Genomic DNA, 13,554 nt, shown 5'->3' on the forward strand with positions numbered 1-13,554 from the left:
ATGATCGTTTCGAATGCCATGTTCCGATCGTCTGTGTGTGCGCTTGGCCTCGCCTCCAGCTTCATTTTACAAGGCCTACCGGCGGAGGAGGGGAGGCCGGAATTGTCGCCTTTTGCCTTTCGCGGTCCGGACGTATTGAAAGTTGATTGGGCGGCTCGCTCCTTATGTTTGTCGGATCTCAATGGTGATGGGCTGAATGATTTTGCCGTGATCAATAATGATGCGGCCCGGATTGATCTGTTCTTTCAATTGGATCCGGAGGATGGGGCTTCCTCCGAGCGCCGCAGGCGTTTGCCGCGGAACCGCTGGGAGCCGGTGATGGAGGATGCGGCTTTCGAACCGGAAAGTATCACGGTCGGGTTTCCGCTCTTTGATCTGGTGGTGGGAGACCTGAACGGCGATGGTCGGATGGATCTGGCCTATTCCGCACGTGAAGTTCCCTTGACCGTGCGCTACCAAAGTGAAGCCGGAGGCTGGAGTGAAAGCCGGGAGTTCGAGTACTTCGAACCCTTGGGCTGGATCAATACCCTGGCTCTTGAGGATCTCGATGCGGATGGGGATGCCGAACTGGTGGCACTCTCCGCGGATGCTCTCCGGGTCTTTCATCCGAGGGCGGACGGTGATCTGGGTGAGCCGGCGGTCTATCCCTTGACCGGTGAAAATCCATACAATCTCATGGTCTGCGATGTGAATGGGGACGACTTGCTGGATGTCCTATATATTGCGACGGACGGCAAACAGGCACTGAGTGTACGCGAACAGGCCGCTTCGGGCACTTTTGGTCCGGAGCGCCGCTTTATTTTTGAGCGCCCGGTTCGCGGGGTGCGTCAGTTGCCCTCCGGCCCGGGAACTCCCGTCTTTTGTGCGATCGATTCACGTAGCGGCGGGCTTGAGATCTTCAGCTTGAACCGCGTGACGCAGCCGCCGGAGGCGAACCCCTGGCTGGAAGCACAGGCGGAGATTTATCCCTTGCTCCGGAAAGGGCGCAGCCCGGGTATTTATGCACTTGAGGATCTTGATGGCGACGGGCGTGAGGATGTGCTGATTGCAAATCCTGAAGCGGCGGAGTTGACCTATTATCAGGGGCAAAACGAGGGTTTTGTCCCCGCCAGGGTCTTTCCCACTTTCTCCGATGTCAGTTCGATGGTGGTAGCGCGTCTCTTCGACTCTAGGGAAAACGAAGTGGTCTTGGTCAGTGCATCGGAAAAAATCATCGGACTGAGTACGCTTGATGCCAGCGGTCGTCTCTCTTTTCCCCGGCAAATTCCACTGGAGTCCGGCGAACCTTTGGCCTGTGCGGCGATTGACGCGGATGCGGACGGGCACGATGAACTGGCGGTCGTGGTCGAGGTCAAGGGAGTCATGCACCTGCGGATGCTCGCAGCTCGTGAGGGAGAGAACGGCGAAGTCATTTGGGAGGAGCTGTCCGATCTCGAGCTCACGGGAGTGCGTCGGAAGCCTTCGGCGATTCGTTTGGTTGACGTATTTGAGGGCAATCGTTCCGGTCTAATGGTATTTGTTCCGCGTGAAGCGCCAGTGCTGTTGTCGGCTCAACCGGAGACGCCTTTCACCTTCGAGGCTCAGGCCGGGGACTCCAGTATTCGTGAGAGTCTGCTGAAGGATGTGAGTGTGGCCCAGATTTCGGTTTTTGATGTGGATGGGGATGGCCGCAATGAGTTGATCGTGGGGCGTAAAGGCTTCGCACGCGCGATCGGTTTTGTTGATGGCGAGTTAATGATGGTCGACCAGTTTAATGCGCGGCGTAATGATGATCAGGTCGGGGCGATCATCCCGCTTCCCGGCGATGCAAGAGTGGACCGCTTGATGCTGTACATCCCAGCCAACGGTGAATTTCAGTTTCTGGAGCGCGACTCGGATGGTGTGTTTCGTTACACGGCCAGTAATCTGGCCGGGCGTATTAATCTGGTTGATTGGTCAGTGGAGGGAAACCACGGGGCTCAGGTGTACTTCCTGGCTGGGGAGGATCGTTTCTGGCGTTTCTCCCCGAATACCATGCGTTGGGAACGCGAGGCCTTGGATACCTACGAGACCGATCTGGACAAGGTCCATTTCAATGACGTGGCCGGATCGGATTTTGATGGCGATGGTAACCTCGACCTCGTTGCGGTCGATGGCACCGAGCATGTGGTGGAAGTTCTGACCCGGGCCGAACCCACATGGAAAAGCCGTATGTATTGGCAGATTTTCGAGCAGAACATGCATTACCAAGGGCGTACCGGGGCTAAAATTGAACCGAGACAGATTCTGACCGGAGATATAAACGGTGATCAGCGAGACGACTTGGTCTTTTTGATTCACGATCGCATCCTGGTTTATCCTCAAGAATGACCTGTATTTTTCGCAAGTTCGTACTCTCGGGAGCCGTTGTATTTCTGCTCTTTGGGGTGCTTGCTTGCAGTCCGGATGGCAAGGTGTCGGGCGAAGCGGATCAGGTTCTGCGTATAGGTATTATTGCGACACTCTCGGGGCCTGGGCGCTCATGGGGGGAGACCACGGTCACTTGTGCTCGTGTCATTGCCGATCATTACAATGAAAAGGGGGGGATACGAATCGGGGATCGGCGTTACCGCATCGAACTGTTGGTGGAAGACGATAAGTTGGATCCGGTTACTAGTATGGCCAAGGCTCGTAAGTTGGTGATGAAAGATGGGGTTCGGTACTTGATCGGTCCCTTTGGGGACGATGCCGTTACCGAGGTGGCGCCATTTCTGGATGCCTACAACATCTGCTATGTGCATTACGGATTTTCGCCTGCATTGGTGAGTGAAGATTCGCTCGGTATTCTGGGTATGCCGACCCCGGTCCAGACGCTGCCGATTATTTACGACTATCTGTCGGATGAACTGGGCTATGGTTCTGTCCTCGTTCTCGCAAGGAATTCCGAGGAGGCGCTTTATCAGAAGCGGATCGCGGAAAGTGTCGCGGAAAGCCGTGGGGTCAAAATCAAACACCTGGCACGCTTCGATATTGTCGAAGAAACGTTCCGGCCGGGCTGCTCGGCGGAAGACTTTAGATACTGGGTCCGGCAAGTTGTCGAATCCGATCCGGATGCGATTCTAATGGCTGGTATCCCTCCGGGCGATTTAGTCGCTCTGTTGAGTTTGTTGCGTCGGGGTGGGTTCAAGGGTGTATGCATCGCGCAAAACAGTCAGGAGCCCGCTTATTTGTCACAACTGACTCATTCGGAGGTCGGGGATTTTTATTATGTGGGGGGGCGTTTTCCTGTGCAGGATCGCACACCGCTCTATCTCGACTTGATGCAACGCTATCGTGAAATATTGGGTGAGCCCAGTATGGAGGTGGATACCCAATTCTATGCATTGCAGATGCTATTGCTCAGTCTGCAGGCTGCGGGTCCGGAAGCGTTGGATGATGCCAGTCGACTGCGATCGGTTATGGAGGCTTCGACCTTTGAGGATCCTTTCTTTGCAAAACCGAGAAAACTTGCTTACGTTGGTGAAACTAGCTTGGGTGCTAAACGTCAAATTGCTACTCCTATTGTACTATCTCGTTACCAGTCCGGTAGCGCGCAGGTGGTGCATTTCTACGACCCGACCGACTAATCCGACCTGATCATGCGCATCTCGACCAAGATACTGGTTTGCCTGGTGTTTGCTTTGCTTGCTCTGGCGCTCTTTCTCGGTTTGAGCCGCTTTACCGTACTCGAGGTGCAGAAGCAGGAGCATCGTTTAACGAATTTGAATGTCGTCTCGCGCGAAATCTCCAAAATCTCGATCGGTAGCCGTATCTTCAGGGAGCATTCGGAGGGTGAGGAGTATGTCCTGAACGCGTTGGCTGAGACCCGCACCGCGCTGCTTCAGATCCAAAGTGACACGGACTACGTGGAGAATGTCTTTCTCAAGGGAATGCTTGACCGTCTCGACGAGTATGAGTCGGTCTTTAAGAAGTTGGTTCAAAGTGAGCAGTTTCTGACCAAGCTCGACCAAAGTGTGGCGGAGAAAATCTCGATTTTCGGGCAGGTTAGTCTGGAGATGCAGAGCCGCTTGAATGCAGTGCACAAGGAACTACATGATCCGCAACATCGGGAATTCGTTCCGGCGCAGTACGGCGCGGTCCAGGATGTTGAGGACTTCATCGCAGCGAATTCGTTGATTTGGGGATGGATGAACCGGGCGATTAGTGTTCTGAACCGGGATTTGTTGCTGGAGAACGATTATAATCGATTTGAAGAGAATTTCAGTATCGCGAGGGAGGCCTATGAACAGCGCTTCGACGATATGAAAGCGATCCAGCCGCGCCTTAAGATTGATGGATTGGAGCGTTATCTTGGGACGCTTGAAGACCTGATTGTGGATCTTCGTCTCGTCTCGATTGAGTACGCGGTGGCGGCCCGGGTGGGGCAGGAGGCCTCGGATAAATTAACAACCCACGGCACTCGGATTCAGGAGATGGTGGATCGTCTGATTGAGCGCAGCCATCAAAGCAGTCAGCGCCAGACCGCCAATCTCAGCCTTATCTATTGGACCGCGACGGGGATCTTTTTGCTTGGTGGTCTGGTGATTACGGTCTGGCTTGCCATGAGTGTTAGCCGACCTCTCAATCGTTTGGCCAGAAATTTCAAGGAAGTGGCTGCCGGGAATTTCAATCTGCAGATCCCTGCAAGTGGGGGGGGGGAAATCGAGGATTTGACACGCGCTTTCAATGAAATGACGCATAAGCTCAGAGTCAGCTATGCGGAGGTGGAGGAGAGAGTGCGTCGTCGTACCAAGGAGCTTCAAATGACGACCGTGAGGGCTAAGAAACTGGCTGAAGCGGCACAGGAGGCGAATATGGCGAAGAGCGCCTTTCTCGCGACAATGAGCCATGAAATCCGCACTCCTTTGAATTCAATTATCGGTTTTAGCGAGATGTTACAGGACACTCCCTTGGATGAGGATCAGCGGAGTGATCTCGGTGCGATTCGCAGTTCGGGAGGTATCTTGCTCGATCTTATCAATGACATCCTGGATCTTTCAAAGATTGAGGCAGGCAAGATCAGCCTGGAAGTGAGCCCGATCAATCTTGAGGAGTCGGTTCATGAGGTGGCCAGCCTCTTTAAGCTGTCTTTGCACAAGAAGAACATCTCCATGCACATCGAGGTTGCGGAAGGCTTGAACGAGCCTGTTTTTACCGATCGTACCCGTCTGCACCAGCTGATGAATAACCTCATTAGCAACGCCGTCAAATTTACGGGGAAGGGGGAAATTCGCATTCGGGCTTGGCGTGAAATCCATGGGTCCACTGATGACCCCCGCTATTATATCGCCATCAGCGATACCGGGATTGGTATTCCGGAGGATAAGATCGATGATGTCTTCCTTGCTTTTACCCAAGCGGATTCATCCACAACACGAAAGTACGGTGGCACGGGCCTGGGGCTCGCGATTTGCAAGCGTATTGTCGAAATGCTGGGAGGGGAGATCACAGTGACGAGTAAGGTCGGTGTGGGCAGTACCTTTACCTTCTACATTACAAATGTCGTGGGCCAGAGGGACCGTCATACGACTGAACCTCAAATCGGTCTCTCGGAGGTCAAACTGGACGATCAAATCAAGGTCTTGGTGGCGGAGGACGATGTGGCGAATTACAAGTTGTCCAACAAGATACTCAAACGGTTCGGTGTCTCTGCTGACTGGGCCCAAAACGGCGCGGAGTGCGTCGATATGGTGGGCCGTAAGCAATATGACTTGATCTTTATGGACCTGCAGATGCCCGAACTCGATGGTATCGAGGCGACCTACAAGATCCATGAGATGTTTGATGAGGAGAGCTGTCCTTACATTGCGGCTCTGACCGCAAATGCCTTGGGCGAAAGTCGTGAGGCTTGCAAGCGGGCTGGTATGCAGGATTTCGTGACCAAACCGATGTCAAACGATTCGATGAAGGCTGCGATCTATCGCTACAAGCAGTCTGAGCAGTACCTTCGAAAGATGGGAGGGCCGGTGGATCACAAAGGTTCCGGTGACTGATTTCTCTTCTTGGCCGTTTACTGGTAGAGCCAAAACCGACGACATTTGTTCTGGAAGGCTTCGGCTTGCCGGCTCCATTGATTGACAAACAACTCCACGCGGGCATGGGCACCTCGCTCGGTTATTTCCTTCCACCAGGCGGTGCTCCCCACGTGCTTGTTAAAGAGGTTGGAATTCTTTGCGGAAGTAAAGGGATTGTTCGGTGACCAGGCGGCGGAGAGTTGCATCATACGGAAGCTGAGTTCGGTCGGGTGTACACGATTCCAGTCGCAGACACCTACATAGACGCCTTCGATTGAGGCGCCTGCCGCAGTCTTCGTCTGCACGATACGGTAGCTCAGGCCGGGGATATGCAATTGTTCGAGTGTGTATTTTAACTCTGCAGCTGATTTGCCGCGGTAGCGGAGCAGGCGAAACGGGTAGGGGGTACCAATCCCGTGGCTAAAGCCACCTTCTTGTGCGCCCAGTCCGGTCATGGCATAGCCCAGTACGGCTGAAAGGTCGGGGATGTAGGGAGAAGTCGGGATCCAGCGCAGTCCGGTATCAGTCCAAAGCATGTGGCGACGCCACCCTTGCATGGGGATGACGGTTAATTTGCCGCGTTGGCGTACGGAATCGGGTACTTCCATCCAGCCCGGACTATATTTGGCAATACGGGCAAGCTCTCCCATGGTTAGGCCGTGAACGTAGGGCACATGAAAGGCTCCAACGTAGCTTCGCCATTCGCGGTCGAGTGGCGGACCGTCGACCTTGAGGCCGCCGAGTGGGTTGGGGCGGTCTAGGATGATCACTTCGACGTCATTTTCGAAGCAGGCTTCCATGGCGTAGCGCATGCAACTGACATAGGTATAGGAGCGTACCCCCACATCCTGTAGGTCGATGACCAGAGCATTGATACCGCTTAACATCTCTGCGGTGGGCTTTCTGTATTGCCCATACAGCGAGTACACGGGTAGGCCGGTTCGTGGGTCGGTTTTGTTCTGGATGGGCTGGTTCGCCTTCTCGTTTCCGTAGATGCCGTGCTCTGGCCCGTACAGTGCGACAAGTTGCGTGTTCGGGGCCCGCCGTAGTACCTCGATACTGCTCAAGCCGTTCCGGTTGACGCCCGCAGGGTGCGTGAGCAGGCCGATCCGTTTGCCGGCGACTGCCCTAAATCCGGTGCTTTCCAGCACGTCGATGCCGAGGAGAATATTCTGAGCATGCAGACCGCACCAACTGAGAATTGAGCAAAGGCTGATGAGGGTGAAACGCTTAAGCATCTGTATTGTTGGTAGAGTTCTGTTTGCTGGCCTTGATATGATGGATCTTCTCGATCAGGACGGCGTAGCTCGCCACCGTGCGACGTGCGATGATACGATAAGCTACGCTGGTGACTAAACCGAAAAAGATCCCCATGACAATCGCTCCGAGGCAAGTGATGCCGAAAACGGTGGCCAGGCGTCCCAGATTGCTACCCCAGTCAGCATGCGAGAAATTGTGAAGCAGGTGCATCACCTGTTCTTTGGTTAACTGTTGGGTGATGACCCCGATTACTGAAAGAATGTGCCGGCCGATTTGGTAGGCGGCAAACCATAGAGGCCAGACGGTGATCGGGTTCGAGACCATCTGTAGTCCGACTAGGATCGGAAGGTTGGCTCGTAGTAGTAAGGCAAAGAGGAATGCGAGGGGAATTTGGATGCCGTAGATGGGCAGTAGCGTGATGATAAAGCCGGCGTAGATGGCGGGAATCGCATTGGCCTCCCGGAAGCTCCAGAGGTAAATTCGTTGCCTTGCGGTATCGGCGAAGCGACCTAGGATCGGATAGCGATGAATCGTGGCACGGCGTGGTAAGGGGCGCAGCCAACGCTTGACCCGACGGATGCGTTTTCGACGCTCCGTGTGTAGTGCTTTTTCTTCTTGGGTCATCGATCAAAGGTCTCTGCACTCAATACCTTTTCGACACTGGCTTGAAGGTTTATGGCACCCTTTGACAAGGCTTCGGGCAAGGCCATGTCTTCGGGGGTGATACTGTAAGCCCGTGTTCCGGGGAATTTTGACTCAATGGCTTGGACGGCTTCTTTTTCCGCTTTCCCTGCAAATAGGCGGCAGGGCAGGCCGGCTTTGTCTGCGGCCACTGCGAGTGCAAACGGGCCTTTCCCCGAGAGTGAGCTGAAGTCGATCTTACCCTCGCCACTTAATACGAGATCGGCGGCGGCTATCTTGGCCTTCAGGTTGAGCCATGCGGTGACCAGTTCAAAGCCGGGCACGAAATTGGCATCGCAACAGACGTGCAGGCCGAAGCCGATGCCTCCTGCTGCTCCCGTCCCGGGCGTCAGAATCGAGGATTCGGCTTTGTTGAAATGACGGCATAGCATGCGTGCCATTTTGCCGGCCAGGGAATCGAAAATTTCAACCTCGTCTTCGGAGAGCCCCTTTTGAGGTCCGTAAACGGAAGCGGCGCCGCGGGGACCAAGTAGCGGATTATCTACATCGCATGCGATATAGATGGGAGGGAGTTCCGGTTCGATCGCGCCTTCGATACGCTCGATCTCGATCCAGTCTTTTGGCAGTACACCTTCGATCCGTGAGCCATCGGCTCGGAGGAATTGGAGACCGAGTGACTCCAAGGCACCCAGTCCGAGATCGCTCGTGGCGCTCCCGCCTATGCCGAGTAGGATCGCTTGTGCGCACTCTGTGGTCGCGATTCGGATTAATTCGCCCACTCCTCGGGTCGTGGTAAAGCGTGGATGCCGTTGGTCGCTCGGAACTTGCTCCAGACCGGCGACTGACGCCATTTCTATGACTGCGACCTTGCCTTCCAGCTTGGACAGGTATCGTTCGGTGCCCGCCGGCAGTTGTCTGGCTTCAACCCAACCGAGTGGCGCTTCGACGCTTTCTCCCAGAGGGCCGGAAGCGCGATGGTACTCGATCCAGCCTCCAGCGGATTCGGCCAAGATCGGACAAAAACCTTCGCCGCCATCGGTGAGGGGGGCTAAGGTGGTTTTGACGGCATCCCCCAAGGCAGCCCGAATACCGACCTCCGCCGCTTTGCAGGCGGCAGCGGCCGGCATCGAGTCTTTGAATTTATCGAAAGCGATCAGGATCTGCATGGCGCTTAGGTCGTGCTGTGAAACTTCGCTTTGCGGGGCGACTAGCGTTGCTCGTGGCCCGTCTCGACGTCGACGATTTTGAAATTTTCGACATGGTAGATCGGATCGGCCCGGAAGGAGAGCTTGGCCCCGTAGGTCTGCTCGATACCTAGAAGAAGTTCTTCATCCTCGTTACGGAGGCGCTCGAGGTTATGCGGGTGGAGCAGAACGCGGAGTTGGATTTCCTTGTCGTGGCCGTCCCGGGCTCGGATGTGGCGAATCACGCTGATTAGTCGTCGCTGGATCTCGACGCTCATCGTGCGTGAGGATTTCACCGAGCCCCGTCCGTTGCAGTAGGGGCAGTCCGAATAGATGCCGCTGGAATGGCTCTCCGAGTGCCGCTGCCGGGTCATTTGCATGATACCCAGAGTGGAGATCGGTAGGATGTGCGTCTTCGCCTTGTCGTTTGAGGTCTCCTTGCGCATCCGCTGCAGTACAGCATTGCGGTCCTTCTTCGACTTCATGTCGATAAAGTCCATGATGATCAGGCCTCCTAGATTGCGGAGTCGTACCTGACGGGCGATCTCGGTTGCCGCTTCCAGATTCACCGCAAGGATGAAGTCGGTGCCGTCTTTGTTTTTGTTCTTGTGCGACCCGGTATTCACGTCGATTGAAATCAACGCTTCGGTTTCCTCTATCACGATTTCACCGCCCGAAGGCAGTGGTACGCAACGGCGGTAGGTCTGTTCGATTTGGCGCTCAATATTGAAGCGCTCGAACACCGGAATGTCGTCGCCAAAGAGATGGATCTTCGATTTCGAACGGGGCGAGATCTTCGAGACCTCGTCGATGATGTTGTCGTAGTCGTCACGTTTGTCGACCATCACCCGGTCGATGTCTTCGGTCAGGAAGTCGCGCACGGTGCGGCCTACGATGTCCGGCTCGACATAGAGGCAGGTGGGCTTTTTCGCCTGTTCCATGCGCTGAGTGATGATTTCCCACCGCTTGAGCAAAATGTGAAGGTCGCGGATGAAATACCGGGCTTTCTTTCCTTCGCCTGCGGTTCGAATGATCAGACCCATGCCTTCCGGCAGGGTGAGGCCGCGAAGGATGCCTTTGAGACGCGAACGCTCTTTTTTATCCTCGATCTTGCGGGAAATGCCGAGTGTCCCTGCATAGGGCATGAGCACAAGAAAACGCCCGGCCAGCGCGATGTTGGTCGTTGTCCGAGGTCCCTTGGAGCCGATTTGCCCCTTTGTGATCTGGATCACGATTTCGCTGCCGATCGGGTAGAGCTTTGGGATGTCCTTCAGGGACACCTTTTCGCTTTCGCGCTTCCTTTGCTTTTCCGTCTTGTTATCGCGAACAATCTCAATGGTATTGTCGTTGGCCGCGGGCAGGATGTCCCAGTAGTGTAGGAAGGCGTTTTTCGGTTGACCGATATCGACGAAGGCGGCTTTCAAACCAGGCTCGAGATTCTGAATGCGCCCCTTGAAGATCGCTCCGACTTCACGGGCTTCTCCGGTGCGCTCCACTTCGAATTTTTCGAGTACCCCGTCCTTGAGTAGGGCAACTCGTTTTTCGAGCGGCTCAGAGTTGATGATGAGTTCCGAGTAAGCCTTCTTTTCGTTTTTCAGCGCTTTAATGATGCGGGTGACAATCGGTTGTTTCTTGGCACGCTGTGCGGCGTCCTTTCGTAGTTCCTTTTTGTCAATTTGCTCCGCCTTTTGCTCTTTGGGAGCCGAGCTGAGTTCTTCTGTGTATTGATCTTCGGGTGTGGTATTATCTGTCGTTGAATCTTGCATTGGTCTTGGGTTTCCCAGGGTGTGGGGAGCCTCCCAAGTTCCGAGTGCTGTTTCGCTTCTAATGTGTCTTCTTTCAGGATCGATCTATCATGAATAGTCTCTCCGGTACCGGTATACGCTTTGAACGAGTCCTTGAAGAATGAAACAGCTCAGAACAAATGAGCCTCCGTAACTTAAAAACGGAAGCGGGAGTCCGGTAATCGGGGTGATGCCGATAGTCATGCCAATGTTGATGAAGAAGTGGACGAGGAATAGCACGCTGACGCCGATCGCCAGTTGCATTCCAAATCGATCTCTTGCGAGTCCGGCAATACGTATGCCGTTGGTGACCATCAGGCAAAATAGCCCGACGACGAACGCGCTTCCAAGAAAGCCTGTTTCCTCCGCGATCACGGAGAAAATAAAGTCATTGTGGGCTACCGCTTGTGGCAGGTAGCCAAGCTGGGCTTGGGTTCCGTTAAAGAGACCCTTGCCCGAAACGCCGCCGGTGGCGGCTGAAATCTTTGCCTGGTTGGCATTCCAGCTTGCGCCGGTGCCTGAAGGATCGACCACGTCGGGAGCGACGAAGGTCAGGATCCGGTTGCGTTGATAATCATGGATGGGTAGAAGTGAATGGTAGGTTTCGACGATCGCCGCGTTGTCGCTGGCCTCTGCTTCCTGCTGGTCTTTGAGATGCTTGCTGTAGCCATAGATGTCCGCGCCAAGGACGGCGAGGGCCACGGCAAACAGCGCAAATGCGCTTAGGAAAAATTTCTCCGACAAGCGGGAAACATATAGCAGCGCGAAGATCATCGGTGGAAAGACAAGCGATGAACCTAGGTCTGGCTGCAGGAAAATCAACAACATTGGCAGCAAAAATATGATAGCTACCTTAGCCAGAACGACTAGTGAATCCTGTACGCTGCCAAGTTCGGAGCGCGCCAGAACGCTGGCTGCCATTACTAGGGTCCCGATTTTGGCAGCTTCGGTCGGTTGCACCCGCGTAAAGCCCAAATTTACCCAGCGACGAGCTCCCATGTCGGCGTAGCTGATCGGACTGAGTTCGGTCGTCAATAGCAGCCCGAATATGCCGGCAGCATAAATGAAATGTGCGTATTTTAGGAAGATTTTATAATCGACCAGCGAAATTGCAGAGTACGTTCCAGTGCCGATTGCCATCCAGAAAAGCTGCCTTTTCCAGTTACTCCCGCCGTAGGAATACTGGGCCGAGTAGATGAACAGTATGCCGACCGTGCAGAGCAGCAAGATGCAGAGTGGGTTGATCCAATCCAGACGCAAACGCCCTTCAGGCTGCATGAGCCCTTGGTAGTTCTTGTTAAATATGCGGCTGTAGACGCTCAATCGGTGATTGCAGGCTGGGATTTTGGGAATCGGGAGGGACCATTGTTGGACATTCAATGAGCAACCTGCAACAAACAACCGCTAGTTGACATCTCCCAGGTAGTTGCTGGGGGGGGTGAACTGTCCGTCCTTGAAGAAATCCTTGATCACACTCGGCAGGAAGCGCCGCTTGTCGAGCTCTTCCAGGGGGATCCATTCCACTCCGATTTGCTTCTTGTCATGTTCTGTCCCCGGACCGATCCCTTCTGGGTTGGGGAGGGTGCAACGAAAGACGTGCTCGACTTGGTGAAAAGCATGATGGGCCTTACGGAATTCATGGTTCCGTCCGATATATTCACGGATATAGAGAAGCTCTCCAACCTCGACATCGGTTCCGATCTCCTCCAGGCACTCGCGCATCAAGCCTTTACGCAGGGTCTCCCCGTGGCGCTGGCCTCCCCCTGGAAGTATATAAAAGACACCCGACTGATCGCGCATTTTTATGGCGAGCAGTTTGCCCTCAAGTAAGATGAGGGCCCGGGCAGCTGTGCGGATCGGACGCATAGCGCTTTAACCAAGATGACTTTGTCGCAGGAGCAAGACTCAAGCTTGGCTTCGCTTACATTTTTATGGCTCAGTCTCGCGCAAAGTTGTCGTTTCTCGTTCATTGCGTTCTCATACATCACTTCTACTCAGGCATTCGTAGAATGCTTCGACGAGGAAACTTTGAAGGCTTATTTCAGTCATTCACCCGCAACCACGGCTTTTGCTGACGCATTATTTGAAGAACTGAATGATGCTGAAATTGAAGCGCTTATGGATCTGATCGATGAATGCCCGAGTTGCCCAGTGAGTGGTTCGATGCCCTCAGCGCGATGGGGTATTCTAAAGTATTTTAAAGGGACAGGCAGAATGAACTGTACAATCTGATTGTCATGTTGCATGTTTGAGTGATGCGGATGCGTCGATTGAAGGTGAGTGGAAGTGAGGCGGTGTACCACTGTATGACGCGCACGGTGAACGGGGAGGCCTTGTTCGGTGACAGTGAGAAGGAGGTGCTTCGTAAGATGCTGCACCAGATGTCGGATTTTTGCGGGGTACAGGTGCTGACTTACTGCATCATGGGCAATCACTTCCATGTGCTGCTGCGAGTGCCGGACCGGCAGTCGGTGGGGGATGCGGAGCTGATGCGGCGCTACCGTGTGCTGTACCCGCGTCCGACGAAGTACCAGGCGGCCTCGGCGGCGGAGATGGCTCGTCAGCTGGAGGCGGGCGGCGAGGAGGCCGGGGCGATCCGTGCGAAGCTGCTGGCTCGTATGGGTGACGTCTCGGAGTACATGAAGGCGGTCAAACAGCGTTTTTCGGTGTGGT

At 54.5% G+C, this 13,554-nt stretch carries 10 protein-coding genes; 4 read left to right on the forward strand and 6 right to left on the reverse strand.

Features of this window, described 5'->3' with window-relative positions; genetic code table 11:
* Genes O2597_RS14240 through O2597_RS14250 form a run of 3 tightly spaced genes read left to right on the forward strand, consistent with a single transcriptional unit; the run spans position 1 to position 5,990 of the window.
* A complete protein-coding gene (locus tag O2597_RS14240) occupies positions 1-2,349 on the forward strand; it encodes an FG-GAP repeat domain-containing protein (protein ID WP_269525918.1) in 2,349 nt (782 codons plus the stop codon).
* The gene (locus O2597_RS14245; RefSeq protein WP_269525919.1) at positions 2,346-3,584 is read left to right on the forward strand and encodes an ABC transporter substrate-binding protein; all 1,239 of its coding nucleotides are present in this window, start codon (positions 2,346-2,348) and stop codon (positions 3,582-3,584) included. The genes O2597_RS14240 and O2597_RS14245 overlap by 4 nt, the downstream gene beginning before the upstream one ends.
* 12 nt (positions 3,585-3,596) lie before the next feature.
* Positions 3,597-5,990, forward strand: a complete 2,394-nt coding sequence (locus O2597_RS14250; RefSeq protein ID WP_269525920.1) for an ATP-binding protein — start codon at positions 3,597-3,599, stop codon at positions 5,988-5,990.
* A 17-nt stretch (positions 5,991-6,007) separates the two neighbouring features.
* Here O2597_RS14250 and O2597_RS14255 read toward each other — a convergent pair whose 3' ends face one another.
* The 6 genes from O2597_RS14255 to O2597_RS14280 form a co-directional block, all read right to left on the reverse strand.
* A complete protein-coding gene (locus O2597_RS14255; protein ID WP_269525921.1) occupies positions 6,008-7,249 on the reverse strand; it encodes a DUF1343 domain-containing protein in 1,242 nt (413 codons plus the stop codon).
* Positions 7,242-7,895 (reverse strand): DUF2062 domain-containing protein, encoded by a 654-nt coding sequence (locus O2597_RS14260; protein WP_269525922.1) that lies wholly within the window; start codon positions 7,893-7,895, stop codon positions 7,242-7,244. The genes O2597_RS14255 and O2597_RS14260 overlap by 8 nt, the downstream gene beginning before the upstream one ends.
* Positions 7,892-9,079, reverse strand: coding sequence for a glycerate kinase (locus O2597_RS14265; protein WP_269525923.1), 1,188 nt, complete (start codon positions 9,077-9,079; stop codon positions 7,892-7,894). Before O2597_RS14265 ends, O2597_RS14260 begins: the two co-directional genes overlap by 4 nt.
* Positions 9,080-9,120: 41 nt before the next feature.
* Positions 9,121-10,863 (reverse strand): Rne/Rng family ribonuclease, encoded by a 1,743-nt coding sequence (locus O2597_RS14270; protein ID WP_269525924.1) that lies wholly within the window; start codon positions 10,861-10,863, stop codon positions 9,121-9,123.
* A gap of 87 nt (positions 10,864-10,950) precedes the next feature.
* Complete coding sequence (locus O2597_RS14275; RefSeq protein WP_269525925.1) at positions 10,951-12,159, reverse strand: FtsW/RodA/SpoVE family cell cycle protein; 1,209 nt, start codon at positions 12,157-12,159, stop codon at positions 10,951-10,953.
* 126 nt (positions 12,160-12,285) lie between these two features.
* Positions 12,286-12,747 carry an NUDIX domain-containing protein gene (locus O2597_RS14280; protein WP_269525926.1) on the reverse strand — a complete coding sequence of 154 codons (462 nt, stop codon included), beginning with the start codon at positions 12,745-12,747 and terminating at the stop codon, positions 12,286-12,288.
* A 395-nt stretch (positions 12,748-13,142) separates the two neighbouring features.
* Here O2597_RS14280 and O2597_RS14285 point away from each other — a divergent pair.
* A partial coding sequence (locus tag O2597_RS14285; RefSeq protein ID WP_269525927.1) for a transposase occupies positions 13,143-13,554 on the forward strand: 412 nt, incomplete at its 3' end.

Source organism: Coraliomargarita parva (genome assembly GCF_027257905.1).
GTDB classification, from domain to species: Bacteria; Verrucomicrobiota; Verrucomicrobiia; order Opitutales; family Coraliomargaritaceae; genus Coraliomargarita_A; species Coraliomargarita_A parva.

Bases quoted from the DNA above. Each gene is read 5' to 3' on its own strand.
- O2597_RS14265 (WP_269525923.1), bottom strand. From the start codon at position 9,079: ATGCAGATCCTGATCGCTTTCGATAAATTCAAAGACTCGATGCCGGCC.
- O2597_RS14260 (WP_269525922.1), bottom strand. From the start codon at position 7,895: ATGACCCAAGAAGAAAAAGCACTACACACGGAGCGTCGAAAACGCATC.
- O2597_RS14270 (WP_269525924.1), bottom strand. From the start codon at position 10,863: ATGCAAGATTCAACGACAGATAATACCACACCCGAAGATCAATACACA.
- O2597_RS14275 (WP_269525925.1), bottom strand. From the start codon at position 12,159: ATGCAGCCTGAAGGGCGTTTGCGTCTGGATTGGATCAACCCACTCTGC.
- O2597_RS14245 (WP_269525919.1), top strand. From the start codon at position 2,346: ATGACCTGTATTTTTCGCAAGTTCGTACTCTCGGGAGCCGTTGTATTT.
- O2597_RS14240 (WP_269525918.1), top strand. From the start codon at position 1: ATGATCGTTTCGAATGCCATGTTCCGATCGTCTGTGTGTGCGCTTGGC.
- O2597_RS14280 (WP_269525926.1), bottom strand. From the start codon at position 12,747: ATGCGTCCGATCCGCACAGCTGCCCGGGCCCTCATCTTACTTGAGGGC.
- O2597_RS14250 (WP_269525920.1), top strand. From the start codon at position 3,597: ATGCGCATCTCGACCAAGATACTGGTTTGCCTGGTGTTTGCTTTGCTT.
- O2597_RS14255 (WP_269525921.1), bottom strand. From the start codon at position 7,249: ATGCTTAAGCGTTTCACCCTCATCAGCCTTTGCTCAATTCTCAGTTGG.